Annotated in this window: 17 protein-coding genes and 1 pseudogene; 11 read left to right on the plus strand and 7 right to left on the minus strand. The window is 66.6% G+C overall.

Annotated elements, in window-relative coordinates; genetic code table 11:
• Positions 1-6: 6 nt before the first annotated feature.
• From IC40_RS0103475 to IC40_RS0103490, 4 genes and pseudogenes are all read left to right on the plus strand, one after another.
• Positions 7-1,497, plus strand: a complete 1,491-nt coding sequence (locus tag IC40_RS0103475) for an MFS transporter (RefSeq protein WP_030133371.1) — start codon at positions 7-9, stop codon at positions 1,495-1,497.
• A complete protein-coding gene (locus IC40_RS0103480; RefSeq protein ID WP_030133372.1) occupies positions 1,490-2,707 on the plus strand; it encodes a threonine/serine exporter family protein in 1,218 nt (405 codons plus the stop codon). Before IC40_RS0103475 ends, IC40_RS0103480 begins: the two co-directional genes overlap by 8 nt.
• A gap of 40 nt (positions 2,708-2,747) precedes the next feature.
• On the plus strand, positions 2,748-3,497 hold the full coding sequence (locus tag IC40_RS0103485) for an SDR family oxidoreductase (protein ID WP_030133373.1): 750 nt from the start codon (positions 2,748-2,750) through the stop codon (positions 3,495-3,497).
• A 63-nt stretch (positions 3,498-3,560) separates the two neighbouring features.
• Positions 3,561-3,947 (plus strand): annotated as a pseudogene (locus tag IC40_RS0103490) (hypothetical protein); the annotation flags it as partial.
• Positions 3,948-4,229: 282 nt separating this feature from the next.
• On the opposite strand, the gene pgi reads toward IC40_RS0103490, so the two are convergent.
• A complete protein-coding gene (pgi, locus tag IC40_RS0103495) occupies positions 4,230-5,879 on the minus strand; it encodes a glucose-6-phosphate isomerase (RefSeq protein WP_030133375.1) in 1,650 nt (549 codons plus the stop codon).
• Positions 5,880-5,929: 50 nt separating this feature from the next.
• Here pgi and IC40_RS0103500 point away from each other — a divergent pair, with 50 nt between their 5' ends.
• Complete coding sequence (locus IC40_RS0103500; RefSeq protein ID WP_030133376.1) at positions 5,930-7,384, plus strand: NAD-dependent succinate-semialdehyde dehydrogenase; 1,455 nt, start codon at positions 5,930-5,932, stop codon at positions 7,382-7,384.
• Positions 7,385-7,446: 62 nt separating this feature from the next.
• On the opposite strand, the gene IC40_RS0103505 is transcribed toward IC40_RS0103500, so the two are convergent.
• The gene (locus IC40_RS0103505; protein ID WP_042509872.1) at positions 7,447-7,746 is read right to left on the minus strand and encodes a chorismate mutase; all 300 of its coding nucleotides are present in this window, start codon (positions 7,744-7,746) and stop codon (positions 7,447-7,449) included.
• Between the two features lie 234 nt (positions 7,747-7,980).
• Between IC40_RS0103505 and pcrA the strand changes: the two genes are divergently transcribed.
• The gene (gene pcrA, locus IC40_RS0103510) at positions 7,981-10,296 is read left to right on the plus strand and encodes a DNA helicase PcrA (RefSeq protein ID WP_030133378.1); all 2,316 of its coding nucleotides are present in this window, start codon (positions 7,981-7,983) and stop codon (positions 10,294-10,296) included.
• Here pcrA and IC40_RS0103515 read toward each other — a convergent pair.
• Together IC40_RS0103515 and IC40_RS0103520 are read right to left on the minus strand one after the other, a co-directional pair.
• Positions 10,293-10,859, minus strand: a complete 567-nt coding sequence (locus IC40_RS0103515) for a hypothetical protein (protein WP_042509919.1) — start codon at positions 10,857-10,859, stop codon at positions 10,293-10,295. The two genes, pcrA and IC40_RS0103515, sit on opposite strands and share 4 nt — an antisense overlap.
• Positions 10,860-10,873: 14 nt before the next feature.
• Positions 10,874-11,944 carry a M23 family metallopeptidase gene (locus IC40_RS0103520; protein WP_030133380.1) on the minus strand — a complete coding sequence of 357 codons (1,071 nt, stop codon included), beginning with the start codon at positions 11,942-11,944 and terminating at the stop codon, positions 10,874-10,876.
• Positions 11,945-12,231: 287 nt separating this feature from the next.
• Here IC40_RS0103520 and sucC point away from each other — a divergent pair, with 287 nt between their 5' ends.
• Positions 12,232-13,395, plus strand: coding sequence for an ADP-forming succinate--CoA ligase subunit beta (gene sucC, locus IC40_RS0103525; protein ID WP_030133381.1), 1,164 nt, complete (start codon positions 12,232-12,234; stop codon positions 13,393-13,395).
• Between the two features lie 14 nt (positions 13,396-13,409).
• Entirely contained in the window at positions 13,410-14,312 is a 903-nt protein-coding gene (sucD, locus tag IC40_RS0103530) for a succinate--CoA ligase subunit alpha (RefSeq protein WP_030133382.1), read from the plus strand.
• 71 nt (positions 14,313-14,383) lie between these two features.
• Here the strand turns inward: sucD and IC40_RS0103535 are convergent, their stop codons facing one another.
• Together IC40_RS0103535 and IC40_RS0103540 are read right to left on the minus strand one after the other, a co-directional pair.
• Positions 14,384-16,273, minus strand: coding sequence for an alpha/beta hydrolase family protein (locus IC40_RS0103535; protein WP_030133383.1), 1,890 nt, complete (start codon positions 16,271-16,273; stop codon positions 14,384-14,386).
• A 10-nt stretch (positions 16,274-16,283) separates the two neighbouring features.
• Entirely contained in the window at positions 16,284-16,865 is a 582-nt protein-coding gene (locus IC40_RS0103540) for a TetR/AcrR family transcriptional regulator (protein WP_234882656.1), read from the minus strand.
• A 171-nt stretch (positions 16,866-17,036) separates the two neighbouring features.
• Here IC40_RS0103540 and IC40_RS0103545 point away from each other — a divergent pair, with 171 nt between their 5' ends.
• Positions 17,037-18,569: an acetyl-CoA acetyltransferase gene (locus tag IC40_RS0103545; RefSeq protein WP_030133385.1), complete on the plus strand. Its 1,533-nt coding sequence runs from the start codon at positions 17,037-17,039 to the stop codon at positions 18,567-18,569.
• A 10-nt stretch (positions 18,570-18,579) separates the two neighbouring features.
• Here IC40_RS0103545 and IC40_RS0103550 read toward each other — a convergent pair whose 3' ends face one another.
• The gene (locus IC40_RS0103550) at positions 18,580-19,428 is read right to left on the minus strand and encodes an LLM class F420-dependent oxidoreductase (protein WP_030133386.1); all 849 of its coding nucleotides are present in this window, start codon (positions 19,426-19,428) and stop codon (positions 18,580-18,582) included.
• Positions 19,429-19,542: 114 nt separating this feature from the next.
• Here IC40_RS0103550 and sfnG point away from each other — a divergent pair, with 114 nt between their 5' ends.
• Positions 19,543-20,673: a dimethylsulfone monooxygenase SfnG gene (gene sfnG / locus IC40_RS0103555; protein ID WP_023986221.1), complete on the plus strand. Its 1,131-nt coding sequence runs from the start codon at positions 19,543-19,545 to the stop codon at positions 20,671-20,673.
• Positions 20,674-20,729: 56 nt separating this feature from the next.
• A complete protein-coding gene (locus IC40_RS0103560) occupies positions 20,730-21,620 on the plus strand; it encodes a DUF5336 domain-containing protein (RefSeq protein WP_030133387.1) in 891 nt (296 codons plus the stop codon).
• Positions 21,621-21,682 lie beyond the last annotated feature (62 nt).

The raw sequence follows: 21,682 nt of genomic DNA on the forward strand, positions 1-21,682 counted from the left end.
AGGCCGGTGGCCAGTCCGACCGAGGTGTCCGGTACGGCCGCGACGATGACGATCCTGGCCACCGGACTGGGATCGAGCATCACCTCCGCTGACCCGGTGATCCTGTCGGCCAACATATCGGCGGTGCGGCACGGATTGCACTTGTCGGCGAGCACCGCCAGCTTCGTGGCCAGCGTGGCGACTCTGGCCCTGGCCGCCGGGGTACTGGGTGCGGGTGCGCTCGGCGACAAGTACGGCATGAAACGCATGTACTCGCTGGGGCTGCTGGGCACCATGCTGTTCGGGACACTGGCGGCACTGGCACCCAACGCCGCGGTGCTGGTGGTGGCCAGGGCCGGCATCGGACTGGCCTTCGCATTGCAGCTCGGACTGGCACTGGCGATCGTCAACGTCGTGTTCCCGCCCGAGCGTCGAGCCGCGGCCATCTCGCTGCATCTGGGGGCAGGGTTCGCCGTCGCGGTGCCGATGCCGGCCATCGGTTCGCTGCTGGTCGAGCACTTAGGTTGGCGTGCAGCATTTTTGGTAGCGCCGGTGCTGGCCGTCGTTGCATTGGTAATGGTGCGCAGATACGTGCCCGAGACGCCGCGGGGTGACCGGCGCCTCGACGTGGTCGGTCTGCTGCTGGTCGCCGTCGCGCTGCTGGCCATCGTCTACGGGCTGTCTCGGCTACAGACCGGGCTCGGTGCGGGTGTGCTCGGTGTGCTCGGCATCGGCCTCATCGCCGGTATCGCCTTCATCCTCTTCGAGCGGCACACCCCCAGTCCCGCATTGGATCTGCGACTCTTCCGGTCCGGGTCCTTCGATGCCGCCGTCGTGGCCGGGATGGCCTTCAATTTCCTGTCCGGCGGTGTGACGGTTCTGCTGGCCTTCTACCTCGTCGCCGTGCGCGGTGAATCACCCACGCTGCTCGGTGTCCTGATGGCGCCCGCGGCATTGCTGTCGGCCATCGCGGCGGCCGCAGCCGGGCGGGCCGCGGTGCGGCTCGGGCAGCGCACCGTGTTGGTCAGCGGACTGGTGCTGCTGCTCATCGGGCTGCTGGTGCTGACCCGGCTCGGCGAGGACAGCTCGATGTGGGTGCTCTTCGCAGTGGTGGGCTTCAACGCCGTCGGAGCGGCGGTGGTCGAGACCATCGAGGCGACAGTCATGTTGCAGGCCGCGCCGGTGAAGTTGAGCGGGGCAGTCGCGGCGGTGAAAAGCGCTGTCGGGCAGGCGGCCTACTCGATGGGCCCGGCTGTGTTCGCGCTCGTCGGCACCACCGCGTTCGTGCACACGTCCGGAATCGACTCCGCGCAGGCGCGCGAAGCGCTGCAGTCGGCACAAGGGCACAACGTCCTGGACCCGCAACGCGCCCGTGCGGTCGTGGACGGTGTGCACCTCGACATGATCGAGGCCATGCACACGCTGGGTTGGTTGCTGACGGCTGTGCCCGTGGTGGCGATAGCGGTGGCGCTGGCGTTCTTGCGGCCGTCCAAAACACAAGGAACGCAGCATGTCTGATACGACCACCACCGTCGAGTTCATTGCCCGGCTCGGGTCGGCGATGCTCAGCGCAGACTATCCGGTGACGATGGTGCGTCACACGCTGGAGCGTGTCGCCGCGCGGCAGGGCACGGACTGCCCGGTACTCGTATTGCCGAACTTCATCCAAGCCGGGGACCGGCAACACACGACCGTGGCCCGTGGGGCGGCATTGCGCTATGACCAGACCTTCCCGCTGGGCGAGCTCGTGGAACGGGCTCAGACGCAGCGGATGGATCCGGCCGAGGGCCTGGCCGAGCTGGACCGGATCCACGCCATGCCACGACGATTCGGCGGTGGCGTCAGCGTCATCGGCTACGGATTGCAAAGTGCGGCGTACGCACTGATCCTGCAGCCGACCGTGCTCTCGCTGATCGCCGCGACCGGCTTCGGGCTGTTGGTCGGATTGCTGGAATTGCTCACCCGGCGCAATCCGGCACTGCGCCAACTGCTCCCGGTCCTCAGCGCGTTCCTGGTGACCTATGTCGCCTTCAGCCTCGGGCGGCTCCTGCACATGGGTCACGACAGCCTTCGGGTGCTGATCGCACCGCTGACGTTGTTCCTCCCTGGGGTCGCCATCACGCTGGCCGTCATCGAGTCGTCCACCAGCGAAATGGTCTCCGGGTCGGCACGTCTGATGGCGGGAGTGATGCGCCTGGCCCAACTGGCGCTGGGCATCCTGCTGGCCGTGCAGTTGCTCGGTCTGACGTGGTCCGAGCTGGTCGATGTGCCGGTGAACACCCTGGGCAGCTGGGCGCCCTGGCTCGGGGTCGCGGTCTACGCCGTCGGGATCATCCTGCACCTCGGCCCGCCGCGCGGGTTCGCACCGTGGCTGACGCTCGTCCTGTTCACCGCCTACGGCGCCCAGCTGCTGACCAATGCGGTCTTCGGGGGCTATGTCAGCGGATTCGGCGGCGGACTGATCCTCATCTTGAGCGCGTTGGCCCTGAGCAGACTGTCCATGACGCCGGTGGCGCAGGTGATGTTGGCACCCGGCTTCTGGCTGTTGGTGCCCAGCTCGATCGGGATGATCGGCCTCGCCCAACTCGCGTCGGGACAGGGCAGTGCGGCAATCACGGTGATGCTCGTGTCGATGATGTCCATCGCGTTGGGTTTCACCACCGGATACGCCATGTGGAATGCGTTCGCACGCCGCGGCGCGGACTCCGATACCGCGACCGAACTCTGAGGGTTTCCGGCGAGCTATCTAACTCGGTTATCCTGCTGCCATGACCCGCCAGAAGATACTCATCACCGGTGCGAGCTCCGGCCTCGGTGCCGGGATGGCCCGCGCCTTCGCGGCGATGGGCCGCGACCTGGCGCTGTGCGCGCGCCGCCTCGATCGACTGGAAGAACTGCGTGCCGAGATCCTCGACAAGCACCCGTATGCCAAGGTCGCCATCGCCGCGCTCGACGTCGACGACCACGAGGCCATCCCGCAGGTCTTCGGGCAACTGTCCGACGAACTGGGCGGTATCGACCGCGTGATCGTCAACGCAGGCATCGGCAAGGGGTATCAGATCGGTGGCGGCAAGCCATGGCACAACTCCGCGACACTCACCACCAATCTGGTCTCCGGGCTGGTGCAGATCGAGTACGCGCTGCAGCTGTTCCAGAAGGCGGGCGGCGGGCACCTGGTGCTCATCTCCTCGGTGCTCGGCAACACCGGTGTGCCCGGCACCAAGGCCGCCTACGCGGCCTCGAAGGCCGGCATGACCTCGCTCGGTGAATCCCTGCGCGCCGAGTACGACAAGGGACCGATCCGGGTCACCGTGATCGAACCCGGCTATATCGAATCGGAGATGACGGCCCAGGCGGCGAACACCTTGCTGATGGTCGACAACGAGACCGGCGTGCGCGCCATGGTCGCGGCCATCGAGAAGGAGAAGGGCCGCGCCGTGGTGCCGAACTGGCCGTGGGCGCCGCTGACCCAGATCATGCGGTTGCTGCCGCCGAAGTACACCAAACGCTTCGCCTGATCTCGAGAAGATTGCGATCCGGGTGATGTTTAGCCCGGCTTAGTCAGTGGTAACTCTCTTTTCATGATGGTGAAACTGACGAAGATGACCCCGTTCCTCTTTGCCGGTGCTGCGGGTGCGGCCATCGCGTTCGCGCCTCTCGCCGGTGCAACCCCGGCCCCGCCACCGTGCTGGAATGCCGACGGCACCCCGTGTGCGGTCAACGGCACCGCGGGTCCCGGCGGCGCCAGCGGCGCCATCCCCGGCGGACCCGCAGGTGAGGCCGGACCCGGCGGCGCAAGTGGTGTGATCCCCGGCGGACCGGGCGGTGAGGCCGGACCCGGCGGTGCCAGCGGTGCCCTCGCACCCGGTGGGCCGGCAGGTCAGGCAGGTCCCGGCGGTGCCAGCGGCGTGATCCCCGGTGGTCCCGGTGGCGAAGCCGGTCCCGGAGGTGCCAGCGGCGCCATTCCGGGTGGCCCCGCGGGTGAGGCCGGTCCGGGCGGAGCGAGCGGTTCGCTCGCACCCGGTGGGCCGAGCGGTACCGCAGGCCCCGGTGGGGCGAGCGGCTGCATCCCGAATGTGGGTTGCGCAACCATTCCGGCTCCGTAACACAAGATCCTTCGCAAGCGCGTACCCGCTGCTCGCCGAAAGGCGCAGCGGGTACGCGCTTTTCGGGCTGAGTGTCGAAAGTGACGTAATGGCTGCCCCCGACGCATCGGGAGCAGCCATTACGTCACTTTCGGCGCCGAGGACTCAGGCTGATCGACCGCGCTCCGCGCGGTAGTGCCGCACGAGGGCATCGGTCGACGAATCGGTCTGCTTCGCAGGTGAGGCGTCCTCGGTCAGCACCGGCAGAAGAGCCTTCGCCTGGGTCTTACCCAGCTCGACGCCCCACTGGTCGAACGAGTCGATACCCCAGATCACGCCCTCGGTGAACACCTGATGCTCGTACAGCGCGATCAGTTGGCCGACCACCGACGGGGTCAGCTTGGTGGCCAAGATCGAGGTGCTCGGCCGGTTCCCCGGCATCACCTTGTGCGGCACGACATCAGCGTCGGTGCCCTCGCCCGCGATCTCCTCGGCGGTCTTGCCGAAGGCCAACACCTGGGTCTGGGCGAAGAAGTTGCTCATCAGCAGGTCGTGCATGCTCCCGGTGCCGTCGGCAGTCGGTAGATCGTCAGTCGGCTGGGAAAAACCGATGAAGTCCGCCGGAATGAGCCGGGTGCCCTGGTGCAGCAGCTGATAGAACGCGTGCTGACCGTTGGTTCCGGGCTCGCCCCAATAGATTTCGCCGGTATCGGTGCTGACCGGTGTGCCATCCGCGCGCACCGACTTGCCGTTGGACTCCATCGTCAGCTGCTGCAGATACGCGGCGAACCGGGACAGGTCGTTGGAATACGGAAGCACCGCGCGGGACTGCGCACCGAAGAAGTTGTTGTACCAGACGCCGATCAGGCCCAGCAGAGCCGGCGCATTCTGCGCCAACGGTGTCGTCCGGAAGTGCTCGTCGACCAGATGGAACCCGGCCAGGAATTCCGCGAAGCGCTCCCGACCGATCACCGCCATCACGCTCAGCCCGATCGCCGAGTCCACCGAGTAGCGGCCGCCCACCCAATCCCAGAAGCCGAACATGTTGGCGGTGTCGATACCGAATTCTTCGACGAGCTTCTTGTTCGTCGACACCGCGACGAAATGCTTGGACACCGCATCATCGCCAAGGGCGGCGGTCAGCCACCGTCGCGCTGCGGTCGCGTTGGTCAACGTCTCCAGCGTGGAGAACGTCTTCGACGCCACGACGAAAAGCGTTGTGGCCGGGTCCAACCCGTCCAATTTCGCGATGAGGTCGGCCGGGTCGACATTGGAGACGAAGCGTGCCGAAATGCCTGCGTCGGCGTAGTGGCGCAACGCGTCGTACACCATCACCGGACCCAGGTCCGAGCCACCGATGCCGATGTTGACCACCGTGGTGATCCGCGCACCCGTGGCGCCGGTCCACTCGCCGGAACGCAACCGGTCGGTGAACGTGCCCATCGCGTCGAGCACCTCGTGGACGTCGGCAACCACATCCTGGCCGCCAACGCTCAGTTCGGCACCCCTTGGTAGCCGCAGGGCCGTGTGCAGAACGGCGCGGTCCTCGGAGGTGTTGATGTGCGCACCGGAGAACATCGCATCGCGGCGATCCTCCAGCCCGGCCGTGACGGCGAGCTCGACCAGAAGTGCCAGCGTCTCGCGCGTCACCCGGTGCTTGCTGTAGTCGATGTAGAGATCGCCGACGGTCAGCGTGAGATCGGTGCCGCGGGTCGGATCTTCGTCGAACAGTTCCCGAAGATTCTTCGACGCCACCGCCTCGTGGTGACGTTGCAACGAATGCCATGCGGCCGTCTCGGTGATGTCAGCACTCATTCTTCCGACCTTAGTGCGGTGCCGGGATCGAGGGTGTACATGATGGATGTATGCGCATTGAAGAGTTGATTTCATCCGTGCCCACCGGTCTGTGGATCGGTGGTGAGGAGCGGGGCTCGGCGTCCTCCCAGAAGTTCGACGTGCTCAACCCCGCGACCGACGAGGTGATCACCTCGGTGGCCGACGCGACGCCCGAAGACGGTATCGCCGCGCTCGATGCCGCCACCGCCGTGCAGGCCGATTGGGCCGCCACCCCGGCGCGTGAGCGTGGTGAGATCCTGCGCTCGGTGTTCGAAACGCTCACCGCGCGAAGCGAAGACCTCGCGACGCTGATGACCCTGGAGATGGGCAAGGTGCTGGCCGAGAGCCGGGGCGAGGTGAAATACGGCTCGGAGTTCTTCCGCTGGTTCGCCGAGGAGGCCGTCCGCATCGACGGGCGCTACACCCACAGCCCGGCGGGTACCGGACGCATCCTGGTGACCAAGATGCCGGTCGGCCCGTGTTACGCCATCACGCCGTGGAATTTCCCGTTGGCCATGGGGACGCGCAAGATCGGCCCCGCCCTCGCGGCCGGGTGCACCATGCTGGTCAAACCGGCGCAGGAGACCCCGCTGACGATGCTGCTGCTGGCCAAGCTGATCGACGAGGCCGGTCTGCCCAAGGGGGTGCTCTCGGTGCTACCGACCACCAAGCCCGGCGACCTGACCGGAGCGCTGATCGACGACGGCCGGCTGCGCAAGCTGACGTTCACCGGATCGACCGGGGTGGGCAAGGCCTTGGTGAAACAGTCCAGCGACAAGCTGTTGCGCACCTCGATGGAACTCGGTGGCAACGCCCCGTTCGTGGTGTTCGACGATGCTGACGTCGACGCCGCCGTGGAGGGTGCGCTGCTGGCAAAGATGCGCAACGGCGGTGAGGCCTGCACGGCGGCCAACCGCTTCCACGTCGCCAATGCGGTGCGCGCGGAGTTCACCGAGAAGCTGGTCAAGCGGATGAGCGAGTACTCGCTGGGCAACGGCCTAGAGGAGTCCTCGACGTTGGGCCCGCTGATCTCGGCCAAGCAACTCGGCATCGTCGCCGACCTGGTCTCCGACGCGGTGTCCCGCGGCGCCGAGGTGGCCGTCGGCGGAGTGGCCCCGGACGGTCCCGGGCATTTCTACCCCGCCACCGTGCTGGCCGACGTCCCTGCCGACTCCCGCATCCTGAAGGAAGAGGTGTTCGGGCCCGTCGCGCCGATCACCGGCTTCGATACCGAGGAGGAGGGTATCGCCGCGGCCAACGACACCGAGTACGGGCTGGCGTCCTATATCTACACGCAGTCCCTCGACCGTGCGCTGCGCGTCGCCGAGTCCGTCGAGGCGGGCATGGTGGGCGTCAACCGCGGTGTCATCTCGGACGCCGCGGCGCCGTTCGGCGGGATCAAGGAGTCCGGGTTCGGGCGTGAGGGAGGCTCGGAGGGTATCGAGGAGTACCTGGAGACCAAGTACATCGCCTTCACCCCCTAGTTGTTTCGGTGAGGATGCGTGCGGTCAGCGCACGTATCCTCACCGAAATCGCAGGGGGTGGACTAGTGGCCGAGGCGGCCGCGACCCAGCCGCAACAGCAGCATGGCCAGGTCCTTACCCTCGGGGCCGAGCTCGCTGTAGCGCTCGATGACCTTCATCTCGCGGCTGTGCACCAGCCGGGTGCCGCCGGAGGCCATCCGTGCCTTGCCGATGATGCGCGACACCTCCGCGCGGCGCTTCACCGCGGCCAGGATCTCCGCGTCGAGGCGGTCGATCTCCAGGCGCAGTTCGTCGATATCGGCGGCCGTCTGTGTCTCGGCACTCACGGGGTTCTCCTCGCTGTTGGTGGCGTCTTGGTTCATCCGGTTCGGGGCCTCACACAACAGAGCCCCGGATCGCAGATGCGGACCGCGGGGCTGGAAGGGAAGCAGCTAGACCACGGGCACCGCGGACCGGTACCCGTAAAAAAATCGTCGCTGCCGATGGAGCACGAATCGAGTGTGCCACCGACGGCCGATTCGGCGCAAAGGTGACCGCACCGCACCTCGTGGGGCATGACCCGGGTGTCACCCATCGGCGGTAGATTCGAGACCGAAATGACATCTCTTTTTGACGCGCCGGCCCAGGGTTCTGATACCGAACAATTGCTCGACGGGCTCAACCCGCAGCAGCGCCAAGCTGTGCTGCATGAAGGATCCCCGCTGCTCATCGTGGCCGGTGCGGGATCAGGCAAGACGGCGGTGCTGACCCGGCGGATCGCCTACCTGCTGGCCGCCCGCGATGTCGGTGTCGGGCAGGTGCTGGCCATCACCTTCACCAACAAGGCCGCCGCCGAGATGCGCGAACGCGTTGTCGGGTTGATCGGCCCCCGGGCCCGCAACATGTGGGTGTCCACCTTCCACTCGACCTGCGTGCGCATCCTGCGCAACCAGGCCTCGCTGCTGCCCGGACTGAACTCGAACTTCTCGATCTACGACTCCGACGACTCGCGTCGGTTGCTCATGATGATCGCCAAGGACATGGGTCTGGACACCAAGCGCTACACCCCGCGGTTGCTGGCCAACGGCATCTCGAACCTGAAGAACGAGCTGATCGATCCCGACCAGGCGCTCGCCGACCTGACCGACAGCTCCGATGACATGTCCAAGACCATCGCCGCGGTGTTCGGCGAATACCAGCGCCGGCTGCGGGCGGCCAACGCCCTGGACTTCGACGATCTGATCGGCGAGACGGTGGCGGTACTGCAGGCCTTCCCGCAGATCGCCCAGTACTACCGGCGCCGGTTCCGGCACATCCTCGTCGACGAGTACCAGGACACCAATCACGCGCAGTACGTGTTGGTGCGCGAGCTCGTCGGTCTGGAGACCACCCCGGATGGCGTCACCCCGGCCGAGCTGTGCGTGGTGGGCGATGCCGACCAGTCGATCTACGCGTTCCGTGGCGCCACCATTCGCAATATCGAGGACTTCGAGCGCGATTATCCCAACGCCAGAACGATTCTGCTGGAACAGAACTACCGCTCGACGCAGACGATCCTGAACGCCGCCAACGCCGTGATCGCCCGTAACGCCGGCCGACGCGAGAAGCGACTGTGGACCGACTCCGGGGAGGGCGAGCTGATCGTCGGCTATGTCGCCGACAACGAGCACGACGAGGCGCGGTTCGTCGCCGGTGAGATCGACGCGCTGGCCGACCAGAACCAGATCTCTTACAACGACGTCGCGGTGTTCTACCGCACCAACAACTCCTCCCGGGCACTGGAGGAAGTCTTCATCCGCTCCGGCATCCCCTACAAGGTCGTCGGCGGTGTCCGCTTCTACGAGCGCAAAGAGATCCGCGATATCGTCGCCTACCTGCGGGTGCTCGACAACCCGGGGGACTCGGTGAGCATGCGCCGCATCCTGAACACCCCGCGGCGTGGAATCGGGGACCGCGCCGAGGCCTGTGTGGCGGTGTACGCCGAGAACAGCGGCGGCAGCTTCAATGATGCGTTGCAGGCCGCCGCGGAAGGCCGGGCGCCGATGCTCAATACCCGCTCGGAGAAGGCCATCGCGTCCTTCGTGCAGATGCTCGATGAGCTGCGCGGCCAACTCGACGGTGAACTCGGCGACCTGGTCGAGGCGGTGCTGGAGCGCACCGGATACCGGCGTGAACTCGAATCATCCAGTGACCCACAGGATCTGGCCAGACTGGACAACCTCAACGAGCTCGTCAGCGTCGCCCACGAATTCAGCATCGACCTCGCCAACCGGCAGGCGTTGGCCGAAGAGGAGGACCGCGACGAGGACATCCCCGACACCGGGGTGTTGGCCCAATTCCTGGAAAGGGTCTCGCTGGTGGCCGACGCCGACGAGATCCCCGAGCACGGCTCCGGGGTGGTCACCATGATGACGTTGCACACCGCCAAGGGCCTGGAGTTCCCGGTGGTCTTCGTGATCGGCTGGGAGGACGGCATGTTCCCGCACATGCGGGCGCTCGGTGACCCCACCGAGCTCAGCGAGGAACGCCGGCTGGCCTACGTGGGTATCACGCGGGCGCGGCAGCGGTTGTACCTGAGCCGCGCGAAGGTGCGCTCGTCATGGGGACAGCCGATGCTCAACCCCGAGTCACGGTTCCTGCGCGAGATCCCCGAGGACCTGGTCAACTGGCGGCGCGTGGAGGCACCCTCGGCGGCGCTGAGCGCGCCGCGGGTCGGCCGCTTCGCCGAGAATGCCCGTCCCGCACCGGGTAAGGCGCGCAACCGCACGATCATCACGTTGGAACCGGGTGACCGGGTCAGCCACGACAAGTACGGGCTCGGCCGCGTCGAGGAGGTCTCGGGGATGGGCGAATCGGCCATGTCGCTGATCGACTTCGGCAGCGCGGGCCGGGTCAAGTTGATGCACAACCACGCGCCGGTGCAGAAGCTCTAGCGGCGCGGGGCCCGGGACCACCGCCGGGTGGCGGGCAGCAGGGTCAGCACCACCGTCGCCAGCGGCAGCACCGGCATCGCGAAGACCACCGGGTGCAGTTTGGCCCCGGCCAGGAAGAGGCTGCCGAAGATGAGCAGTCCGATGGCCGCACCGACGATGATCAGCAGTCGTCCCATCCGGCGTTGCAGCAACAGGGCGATCAGCCCGGCGATGCCGGCGCCCGCCGAGATCGCGGTCAGGAAGCCGATCGCGATGCAGAACAGCAGATCGGTGTTCCACCAGCCGGCGATCAGATCGGTGGCGATGACCGCGGTGGCCCACCCGCTGAGGATGCTCGCAATGGCGGCTGAGATCGCGGTGGCGGGCCCGGCGGCGGAGCGGCCGGGGACGGCCACCGGAACCGGTCGGGGAATGTAGGCGGTCTGCGTGGTGTCGGCCACCGCGGGAACCAGCGACGTGCGGTCCTCAGCGGGATCGGGGGCGAGCGCCGGGAAGGAACCCGTCGGATGCCGACGGATGATGCGGGGTTGTTCGGCGGGTGGCACCGGAGGTTCTGCCGTCACCCCGACCACGGTAGTTAACCGACGTAATTACCGGGGGAGAGCCCGCGCTGAGCCAGCCACGGCACCGGGTCGATGCGGTTGGAGCCGTTCATCAGCACCTCGAAGTGCAAGTGCGGACCGGTGGAGTTGCCGCGGTTGCCCATGGTGGCGATCTGGTCGCCGGCCATCACGCGCTGGCCCTTGCTGACCAACCAGGTGTTGATGTGTCCGTACAGCGTCACGGTGCCGTCGGAATGGCGAAGCTTGACCAGCGCGCCATAACCGGCGGCAGGACCGACATCGACGACGACGCCATCGCTGGCGGCCAGGATCGGCGTGCCGATCGGACCGGCAATGTCGATGCCACCGTGCAGGACGCCCCAGCGGTAGCCGAAGCCGGAGGTCCACACACCCTTGGTCGGCATCACGAACATGGGCCGGGTCAGTCGGGCCTCGCGGTCGGCGCGCTCCTGGGCGAAGGCCGCGGCCTTGCTGATCTCCTCGGCGTGCACTGCCGAGGACGCCACCGGCTGCACGGCGACGATCTGCACACCGTCTGCCGATCCGGTGATCGAGGCGCCCTCGATGAGGGTGCCGTCGGCGGCGAGCACGGTGTCCGGTGCGGGGGTCGCTTCGTTTGCCGTGGACAGCGAGTAGGCACCCGACGCGGTCGCACCGGCGGCCATGGCGGCGATCATCAGCCGGCTCTTGACCGCGCCCACGGTCTGCTTGCGGTGCGCTCCGCCGCTGCGGTGTGCCCGCATGTCGATGACATCGGTCAGCGCGGTGCCATCACTGAGATCGACGTGGCTGTCGCGGTAGGCGTGCGCGGACGGCTCGCTGTCGGACTGGAATTCGCTGGGGATGACCAGTCGCAAGGGGACCAGGTCGTCGGTGTCGTGCAGGTCATCGAGTTCCGGGGCGGCGATCACGCGTTGTTCTTTGTCGAACGCGGAGCTGTCCCGGAAGTCGAGTTCGCACAGATCGCCGAACTCGTTGAAGGGGATGATGTCGGTGACCGCTGCCGGGTTCTCGGGCCGCTGGGGGCTGCGCCGTCCCTTCGTCGCTGCTCCCCGTGGGGATCGAGACGAACTGTGCTCAGCCAACCTGAAAATTCCTTAGCGCCGTGACCTGACCGTTACCGAGACCAAGAGGCACGTTAACCAAATCCCAATGTTGGTGGCAACTTATGAGCTCATTCCCAGCGGGAATGTGACTTGTATCACCAATGGGCCTCGGTGAGATGTACCACATGAACGGTGGGCGGTGCGGGTGCCCGCCATGCGGGTGGATACAGTGCCAGCGAGCCAGTCACGGCCATCGGTCTGTCCGGCCCACTACCTGTGAAGTCAGTTCGAAACGTCACCTAGACAGACACCCTTTTAGGAAACTCATGGATCTGTTCGAGTACCAGGCGAAGGAACTCTTCGCCAAGCACAACGTACCGACCACGCCGGGCCGGGTCACCGAGTCCGCCGAGGACGCCAAGGCCATCGCCGAGGAGATCGGCAAGCCGGTCATGGTGAAGGCTCAGGTGAAGGTCGGCGGCCGCGGCAAGGCCGGCGGCGTGAAGTACGCGGCCACCCCCGCCGACGCGCTGGAGCACGCCAACAACATCTTGGGCCTGGACATTAAGGGCCATGTCGTGAAGAAGCTGTTGGTCGCCGAGGCCAGCGATATCGCCGAGGAGTACTACATCTCCTTCCTGCTCGACCGCTCCAACCGCACCTATCTGGCCATGTGCTCGGTCGAGGGTGGCATGGAGATCGAAGAGGTCGCCGCGACCAAGCCCGACCGCCTGGCCAAGGTGCCCGTCGACGCTGTCAAGGGTGTCGACCTGGCCTTCGCGCGCGAGATCGCCGAGAAGGGCCACCTGCCCGCCGAGGTGCTCGACGCCGCGGCCGTGACCATCCAGAAGCTCTGGGAGGTGTTCATCGGCGAGGACGCCACCCTGGTGGAGGTCAACCCGCTGGTGCGCACGCCGGACGATCAGATCCTGGCACTGGACGGCAAGGTCACCCTGGACGCCAACGCCGACTTCCGGCAGCCCGGCCACGCCGAGTTCGAGGACAAGGACGCCACCGATCCTCTAGAGCTGAAGGCCAAGGAGAACGACCTCAACTACGTCAAGCTCGACGGCGAGGTCGGCATCATCGGCAACGGTGCGGGTCTGGTCATGTCGACCCTCGACGTCGTCGCCTACGCCGGTGAGAAGCACGGCGGCGTAAAGCCCGCCAACTTCCTCGACATCGGCGGCGGCGCCTCGGCCGAGGTGATGGCCAATGGTCTGGACGTGATCCTCGGCGACAGCCAGGTCAAGAGCGTGTTCGTCAACGTCTTCGGTGGCATCACCTCGTGCGACGCCGTCGCCAACGGCATCGTGAAGGCGCTGGAGATCCTGGGCGACGAGGCCAACAAGCCGTTGGTCGTGCGTCTGGACGGCAACAATGTCGACGAGGGTCGCCGCATCCTGGCCGAAGCCAATCATCCGCTGGTCGTACAGGCCGAAACCATGGACTCCGGCGCCGACAAGGCCGCCGAGCTGGCCAACAAGTAAGGGAGCCAACAAGAATGTCTATCTTCCTGAACAAGGACAGCAAGGTCATCGTCCAGGGCATCACCGGTGGCGAGGGCACCAAGCACACCAAGCTGATGCTCAAGGCCGGTACCCAGATCGTCGGTGGCGTCAACGCCCGCAAGGCCGGCACGACCGTCAAGCATGAAGACAAGGACGGCAACGAGATCGAGCTGCCCGTCTTCGGTTCGGTCGCCGAGGCCATGAAGGAGACCGGCGCCGACGTGTCGATCGCCTTCGTGCCGCCGGCGTTCTCCAAGGACGCCATCATCGAGGCCATCGACGCCGAGATCCCGCTGCTGGTCGTCATCACCGAGGGAATCCCGGTGCAGGACAGCGCCTATGCGTGGGCCTACAACGTCGAGAAGGGCCAGAAAACCCGGATCATCGGCCCGAACTGCCCCGGCATCATCACCCCGGGTGAGTCGCTGGTCGGCATCACGCCGAACAACATCACCGGCAAGGGCCCGATCGGGCTGGTCTCCAAGTCCGGCACCCTGACCTACCAGATGATGTACGAGCTGCGCGATCTCGGCTTCTCGACCGCCATCGGCATCGGCGGCGACCCGGTCATCGGCACCACCCACATCGACGCGCTCGAGGCGTTCGAGAAGGATCCCGAGACCAAGCTGATCGTGATGATCGGTGAGATCGGTGGCGACGCGGAGGAGAAGGCTGCCGCCTACATCCAGGCCAACGTCACCAAGCCGGTCGTCGGCTACGTCGCGGGCTTCACCGCTCCCGAGGGCAAGACGATGGGCCATGCCGGCGCCATCGTGTCCGACGGTGCGGGCACCGCGGCCGGCAAGCAGGAGGCTCTCGAAGCCGCCGGTGTCGCCGTCGGCAAGACGCCGTCGGAGACCGCCGCCAAGGCACGCGAGCTGTTCAACAAGCTGTAATTTCGCTGCGCGAGAAGACGCAAAACTGCCCCTTTTCACAAGAAAAGGGGCAGTTTTGCGTCTGTTCACCGTCAGGTGCGGCCGCCCAGGTGTTCGGCGAGGAACCGCTCCACGGCGTGATACATGGCGATGTTGTTGTCCGGGTTGACGAAGCCATGCCCCTCGTCGTCCTTGACCATGTACTCCACCTCGACACCGCGAGCGCGCAGGGCGGCGACCATATTGTCGGACTCGGCTTGCACGACTCGAGAGTCGTTGGCGCCCTGCACCACCAGTAGCGGGGTGCGGATCTGGTCCACCCGGGTGATCGGGGAGCGGGCCAGCATATCGGCCTCAGCCTGTGGATCCGACGGATTACCAACGTACAGATGCCAATTGGTCGCCAGGAAGCGTCTGCCTACATTTGGCAGCGTCCGCATGAAGTTCGGCAGACTGGAGATGCCGACGTAGTCGATGGCCGCGGCGAAGACGTCCGGGGTGAACGTCACCCCGACCAGTGCGGCGTAGCCACCGTAGGACCCGCCGAAGATGGCGACCCGGTCGCGATCGGCGTATCCCTGCTCGACGGCCCAGTCGACCGCGTCGATCAGATCATCGTGCATCCGGCCGGCGAACTCGCCGATCGCGGCCTGGGTGAAGGACCTGCCGTACCCGGTCGAACCGCGGAAGTTCACCTGCAGCACCGCATATCCGCGGTTGGCCAGCAGTTGCACATCGGGCTGATAGGACCACACGTCCCGCGCCCACGGACCGCCGTGCACGAGCAACACCATCGGCAGATCTCTGGGCTCCACCCCGACCGGGAGGGTCAGATATCCGTGCAGCGGAAGTCCGTCGCGGGACTGTAGGTGCACTGGCTGCATCGGCGCCAACGTGGCCGGATCGAGATTCGGATAGGGCCGGAACAGTAGCCGGCTCTCATCGGTGCTGCGATCGTAGAAATAGGTGACGCCCGGCTCGCGGTCGTGTTGAAAACTGACCACCCATCGTCGCCCGCTGTGATCGCAGGAGATGGTCGACAGGTCACCATCGGACAGGCCGTCCAGCCTGTCCAGCACCTCGGCGAAGTCGGGATCCAGCGCGTGAATCACCTGCCGCTCACCGTAATAGCGGGCGCCGATCAGCTCGCCGGTCTGCTCACTGAGGATGAACGGGGACGGCAACATGATCTGCGCGCCGAGGTCGAAGCGGGGGTGGCTGTCCACCTCGGTCTCGGTGCCGGTTGCGACGTCCAGCCGCACCAGTCGCATCCTGTCACCGCCGGCGAAGGAGCCCAGCCAGATCCCGGTGCCGTCGGGCGTGGGCGCGATCGGGTGGATGCCCAGCGGGTAGTCGCGCCCGTCGTACAGCTTGATGGGCCGCAGGGTGTGGGTGGCCGGGTCCCATCGGGATATCTCGACATCGCCGTCGGCGGTGAGGGTGTTGGTGAAAAGGTCCCCGTTCGGTCCGCTGACCCATCCAATGGCATTACCGGGATTCTCGGCGAGCATCGTGAGTTCGCCTGTGGCGATGTCCAGTTCGTAGGCGTCGACCAGCTCGGGATTGCGTGCGTTGTGCTGCACGACGGCCTTCCCCGGCCGGGTCTTGAGCAGCTCGTAGCTGACCCGGGTGTTCGGGAAGGGCGTGAGATCGACCGCGGCACTTCCCGGGTCGTCGAGGTCGACGCGGTGCAGATGCCAGTTCTCGTCACCGCCGCCGTCCTGCATGTACAACAGGTGGCGGGAGTCGTGGGTCCAGCTGTAGAGGTAGACGCTGCGGACCTCGTCGGCGGTGACACATCGCGGTTCGAGTGCACCCTCGACGTCCTGCACCCAGATGTTGAGGCGGTTGCGCCATGGTGCCAGGTAGGCGATCCGGGTGCCGTCGGGGGAGATGGTGGCGCCGGCGCGTTCCGGCGGATTGAAGAACTGCTCCACCGAGATGCGCGGTGGGAGTGTGGTTTCGGTGCTGTGGTGGGCCACGGGTTCCTTTCTAGGTGCCGACCGGTGCGCCGATGCGGCCGTTGGTCGCATCGAGGACGGCGCGGTCGATCAGCGTCAATATGTCCTGGCTTTCGAAGGTGCGGCCGTGCACGACGACAGCGGTGCTGACGTCCTCGTCGACCACCCGCAGTGCCGCGGTGGTGGCGGCCGCGCACAGCCGCACCGTCAGATCCTGGGCGGGCAGGCCCAGCCGTTTGGCGATCACGGGGATGAAGCCGCGCTCCATCTCGTCGTGGACCATGAGATATGCGGTGCGCAAGGCGGGTTCGGTGGCCGACATGGCCGCGATCCGCATGGCCGCCGTCTCGTCGGCGAGGTCCTGTTCGGAGAACGGGTGCGCGATGGCATCGGCCCGCATGTGCTGTCCCAGGGAAAGCTCGGCAGGCCAACGGTCCAGCACTGCGATGAACCGGTGCGTGGACTTGGCGAGCAACGGTTCGACACACGCCTCCTTCGAGCGGAAGTACCGCCAGATGGTGCGGGTCGACAGGTTTGCCGCAGCGGCGATGTCGTCACCGCTGGTGCCGGACACCCCCCGTTCCCAGAACAGCGCCGCGGCATGCCGGGACACCCGCAGTCGCGCGGCCGCTGCCTTGTCGTCGATGGCGATCCACCTCCTTGGGTGTCACTTAGTGACATCTCGACTGTGTCACTAAGTGACATAAACGTCAAGCTGCCCTCCGGCCCAGGTGGGCGATCCGGCATCGGTTAGCCTGACGAACTAACACGTGCCAGGAGGTCAGTGATGGTGGATCCGCGTACCCCGGTGATCGTCGGCGTCGGACAGTTCACCGAACGCATCGACGACGACGGCTACCGGGGAATGTCCTCAGTGGAGTTGGCCACCGAGGCGGCCCGGGCAGCGGTGGTCGATACCGGTGCCGACCCGGCCGCAATCGCCTCCGCCATCGAAGTCTTCGTCGGGTTGCGTCAGTTCGAGATCTGCACCCCGTTCTCGCAGGCCCCGCTGGGCTGTTCGGACAACTACCCGCGCTCGGTTGCCGCACGTATCGGCGCCGACCCCGCTCGCGCGGTGCTCGAGCCGCTCGGCGGGCACGGATCGCAGAAGGTGACCACCGAGTTCGCCGGCGTCATCGCCGCCGGTGATGCCGAGGTGGTGCTGGTGCTGGGATCCGAAAACGGTTCGACACTGCGCTATTTCGCGGGCCGCGAGGACAAGCCGGACCACTCCGAGACCGTCGGCGGCCAGCTGGAGGATCGCGGCTACGGGTTCGACCAGTACATGAACGAATACACCGCCACGCACGGTCTGACGGGGGCGCCCGTGCAGTATGGCCTGCTGGACAACGCCCGCCGGGCACGCCTCGGCGCAACGGTGGCCGACTATCGCCGTCAGATGGCCGAACTCTTCGCGCCGTTCTCGGAGGTGGCCGCCAAGAATCCGTTGGCGTCGTCGCCGGTGGAACGGACGGTGGACGAACTCGCCACCGTCACACCCGAAAACCGGATGATCTGTGACCCCTACCCGCGCCTGATGGTGGCCCGCGACCAGGTGAACCAGGGCGCCGCGGTGCTGCTGATGTCGGTGGCCGCCGCGCGCCGGCTTTCGGTGCCCGAGGAGAAGTGGGTCTATCTGCACGGTCATGCCGACCTCGTCGAACAATCCCTGCTCGACCGCGCCGATCTGAGTGCCAGCCTCTCGGCGGAAATGGCTGTGGCAGAGGCGCTTCGGGTGGCCGAGGTGGAGCTTTCCGAGGTATCCACCTTCGACCTCTACAGCTGTTTCCCGTTCCCGGTGTTCTCGGTGTGCGATTCGGCCGGGCTGGCCACCGATGATCCACGCGGACTCACCCTCACCGGAGGGCTGCCCTTCTTCGGCGGACCGGGCAACAGCTACTCGCTGCACGGCATCGCCGAGACGGTGTGCAGCGCCAGGGAGCAGCCGGGCCGATTCGGCCTCGTCGGCGCCAACGGCGGTGTGATGAGCAAATATTCGGTCGGCGTGTACTCGACCGTGCCGGTCGATTGGCGTCCCGACCGCAGCCGGGAACTGCAGTCGCGGATCGACGAGCAGCCGACGGTTGCCGTCGCCCGGCACCCCGAAGGTCGCGGCACGATCGAAACGTACTCGGTGCGTTACGACTGGCCGACGACCACCGGGGTCATCATCGGCAGGCTCGACGCCGACGGCAGCCGGTTCATGGCGCTGACCACCGACGAGGATCTGCTCGCCCTGATGGCCGACGGCGACCCGCTCGGTGCCGCGATCACGGTGACTGCGGGGGAGAAGGAGAACCACGCCACGCTGGCGTGAACCCGCTCGCTCAGACCAGCTGAGCGAGCTTCCCGGCCAGCCGCTCCACGTAGGAGCCGACCTCGGCCTCGGATTTGTCCGGCAGGCCGAACAGCACCTCGGTGACCCCGAGATCGCGCCAGTGCGCCAGCTTTTCGGGATCGGGCTTGAAGTCCAGCGCGACGATCTGGGGGGCGCCGGACCGGTCGGCCGCGGCCCAGGTGTCCTGCAGCAGTTTCACCGGTTCGTCGATGGTGAAATCGCGCGGGGTGGTGATCCAGCCATCGGCGGATCGGGCGATCCACTTGAAGTTCTTCTCGGTGCCCGCCGCCCCGACCAGCACCGGGATATGCGACTGCACCGGCTTGGGCCAGGCCCAGGACGGGCCGAAGTTGACGAATTCGCCGTCGTACTCCGCCTCCTCCTGCGTCCACAGTGCGCGCATCGCCTCCAGGTACTCGCGCAGCATGGTGCGCCGACGACCCGGCGGGACCTTGTGGTCGGCCAATTCGTCGGTGTTCCAACCGAATCCGACACCGAGGCTGACCCGGCCGCCAGAGAGGTGATCCAGCGTGGCGATCGACTTGGCCAGGGTGATCGGATCATGCTCGACGGGCAGCGCGACCGCCGTGGACAGTCGCACCCGGCTGGTGACCGCGGCGGCGGTGCCCAGCGACACCCACGGATCGAGGGTGCGCATGTACCGGTCGTCGGGCAGCGATTCGTCACCGGTGGTGGGGTGTGCGGCCTGACGCTTGATCGGGATGTGCGTGTGCTCAGGCACGTAGAAGGTGGTGAAGCCGTGGTCATCGGCCAGCTTGGCCGCAGCTGCCGGGGCGATGCCGCGGTCACTGGTGAAGAGAACGAGCCCGTAGTCCATGATCAGAATTAGAACGTGTTCTAGTCCGTTGGCGCAAGGCCGACGCCCCGATGTTCGGCTCACCACGATCCTTAACGGTGACGCGAGACGGCGCGGAATGCTGCCATGGCAACCATGACGACCGAACGCATCGCCGATCACACCACGTTCGCCTACTGGGTGCCCAACGTCAGCGGTGGCCTGGTCACCAGTGATATCGAGCAGCGCACCGACTGGAACTACGAGTACAACAAGAAGTTGGCCCAGACCGCGGAGAACAACGGTTTCGAGTACGCCCTGTCCCAGGTGCGCTACGAGGCCAGCTACGGGGCGGAGTACCAGCATGAGTCGACGAGCTTCAGCCTCGCGCTGCTGTTGGCCACCGAGCGCCTCAAGGTGATCGCGGCCGTCCACCCCGGGCTGTGGCAACCGGCGGTGCTGGCCAAACTCGGCGCAACCGCCGACCAGCTCTCCGGCGGTCGATTCGCGGTCAACGTCGTCTCCGGCTGGTTCAAGGACGAATTCACCCACCTGGGTGAGCCCTGGCTCGAACACGACGAGCGCTACCGGCGCAGCGCGGAGTTCCTGCAGGTACTGCGCAAGATCTGGACCGAGGACGATGTCGATTTCCGCGGCGACTTCTACCGCATCCACGATTTCACCCTCAAGCCCAAGCCCCTGAACACCCCGGCGCGGCCCAACCCGGAACTGTTCCAGGGCGGCAACTCCACCGCGGCCCGGCGCAACGGTGGCTACTACGCGGACTGGTATTTCTCCAACGGCAAAGATTTCGACGGCATCACCGAGCAGGTCGTCGAGGTGCGCGACCACGCTCGTGACGCCGGTCGCGAGGTCAAGGTCGGACTCAACGGTTTCATCATCGCTCGGGACACCGAGAAGGAAGCCAAGGAAACGCTGCGGGAGATCATCGCCAAGGCCAACAAGCCGGCCGTCGAGGGTTTCCGCTCGGCGGTCCAGCAGGCCGGAAACTCCACCGGGGACAAGAAGGGCATGTGGGCCGATTCCTCCTTCGAGGACCTGGTCCAGTACAACGACGGATTCCGGACCCAACTGATCGGCACTCCCGAACAGATCGCCGAACGCATCGCCGCCTACCGCAAGCGCGGCGTCGACCTGATCCTCGGCGGTTTCCTCCACTTCCAGGAGGAAATCGAGTACTTCGGCGCCAAAGTGCTGCCGCTCGTCCGCGAAATCGAGGCCTCCGAGAGTGCGGTCGCCGACAGCCCGGTGCTCGTATCGGCCTGAGCCGGCTCCCAGGCCGGTGCGCTAGCGTGGGTCGAAATCGCCCACACAGGAGAGTCATGACCTACCCACCCGGTAGCCCCGGATATCCGCCTGCACAGCAGGGCAACCAGTACATCGCGCCGACGCAGCAGTTCGGCAAGGTAGGGGAGCCCGAGCAGGCCGGACCCAGCAAGCTGCCCGCGTACCTGAGCGCGGCGGTGGCGGTGTTCGGTCTGGGCACCTACGTCTTCAACTTCGGACCGCTGCTGACCATCAGCAACTCCGACTTCCCGCAGTTCGGCAGTGCCAGCGGCAGCACCCCGGGCCTCGGCCTCGCCGTCGCCGCTTCGGTGCTGGCCGCCCTGCTGGCCGCCATCGGCCTGCTGCCCAAGCAGAAGTCGCGGGCGGGCCTGGTGGCCGTCGTGGCCACGCTGTCCTTCCTGCTGGTGCTGTCCGAGGTCATCAACGCCCCGACCGGGTTGTCGATCGGCTGGGGGCTGTACCTGATCATCGCCACCACGCTGTTCCAGGCCGGTGCGGCGATCGCGGCACTGCTGTTCGACGCCGAGGTGCTCACCCCGCCGGTGCCCAAGCCGCGCTACGAGCAGCCCTACGGCCAGTACGGTCAGCCGCCCTACGGCTATGGACAACCCCAGGGCCAACCCCAGCAGTACGGCCAGCCCCAGCAGCGCCCGGGCTATCCGACGCCGTACGGCTCCTACCCGGGTGGCCCGTCCACCGGTGGTTTCTCCGGTGCCGGGTCGGCGGGTTCCTACAGCGACGCCAACACCGATTCGCACGCCGCGGGCGGGCACTCCGGTCCGCCCACCCCGCCCACCGGTTTCCCGGCCTTCGGGCAACCGCAACAGCAGGGATCGTCGGCGCCCACCACCGCGGTGCCGACCCAATCGCCGACACCCCCCACACAGTCCGACTCCACGCCGCAATCCGGGCCGCCGTCGTCGTAGTCTGGGCGTCGCGTGCCCGGACAGCGGGGATCAGGCATGCGTGATACCAGCGTGCGAGGAGC

Source organism: Mycolicibacterium neoaurum ATCC 25795 (assembly GCF_000691525.1).
Taxonomy (GTDB): Bacteria; Actinomycetota; Actinomycetes; order Mycobacteriales; family Mycobacteriaceae; genus Mycobacterium; species Mycobacterium neoaurum.

Excerpts from the sequence above, each read along its gene's own strand:
- IC40_RS0103480 (WP_030133372.1), top strand. The coding sequence starts at position 1,490 with ATGTCTGATACGACCACCACCGTCGAGTTCATTGCCCGGCTCGGGTCG.
- IC40_RS0103485 (WP_030133373.1), top strand. The coding sequence starts at position 2,748 with ATGACCCGCCAGAAGATACTCATCACCGGTGCGAGCTCCGGCCTCGGT.
- pgi (WP_030133375.1), bottom strand. The coding sequence starts at position 5,879 with ATGAGTGCTGACATCACCGAGACGGCCGCATGGCATTCGTTGCAACGT.
- IC40_RS0103500 (WP_030133376.1), top strand. The coding sequence starts at position 5,930 with ATGCGCATTGAAGAGTTGATTTCATCCGTGCCCACCGGTCTGTGGATC.
- IC40_RS0103505 (WP_042509872.1), bottom strand. The coding sequence starts at position 7,746 with ATGAACCAAGACGCCACCAACAGCGAGGAGAACCCCGTGAGTGCCGAG.
- pcrA (WP_030133378.1), top strand. The coding sequence starts at position 7,981 with ATGACATCTCTTTTTGACGCGCCGGCCCAGGGTTCTGATACCGAACAA.
- sucC (WP_030133381.1), top strand. The coding sequence starts at position 12,232 with ATGGATCTGTTCGAGTACCAGGCGAAGGAACTCTTCGCCAAGCACAAC.
- sucD (WP_030133382.1), top strand. The coding sequence starts at position 13,410 with ATGTCTATCTTCCTGAACAAGGACAGCAAGGTCATCGTCCAGGGCATC.
- IC40_RS0103550 (WP_030133386.1), bottom strand. The coding sequence starts at position 19,428 with ATGGACTACGGGCTCGTTCTCTTCACCAGTGACCGCGGCATCGCCCCG.
- sfnG (WP_023986221.1), top strand. The coding sequence starts at position 19,543 with ATGACGACCGAACGCATCGCCGATCACACCACGTTCGCCTACTGGGTG.
- IC40_RS0103560 (WP_030133387.1), top strand. The coding sequence starts at position 20,730 with ATGACCTACCCACCCGGTAGCCCCGGATATCCGCCTGCACAGCAGGGC.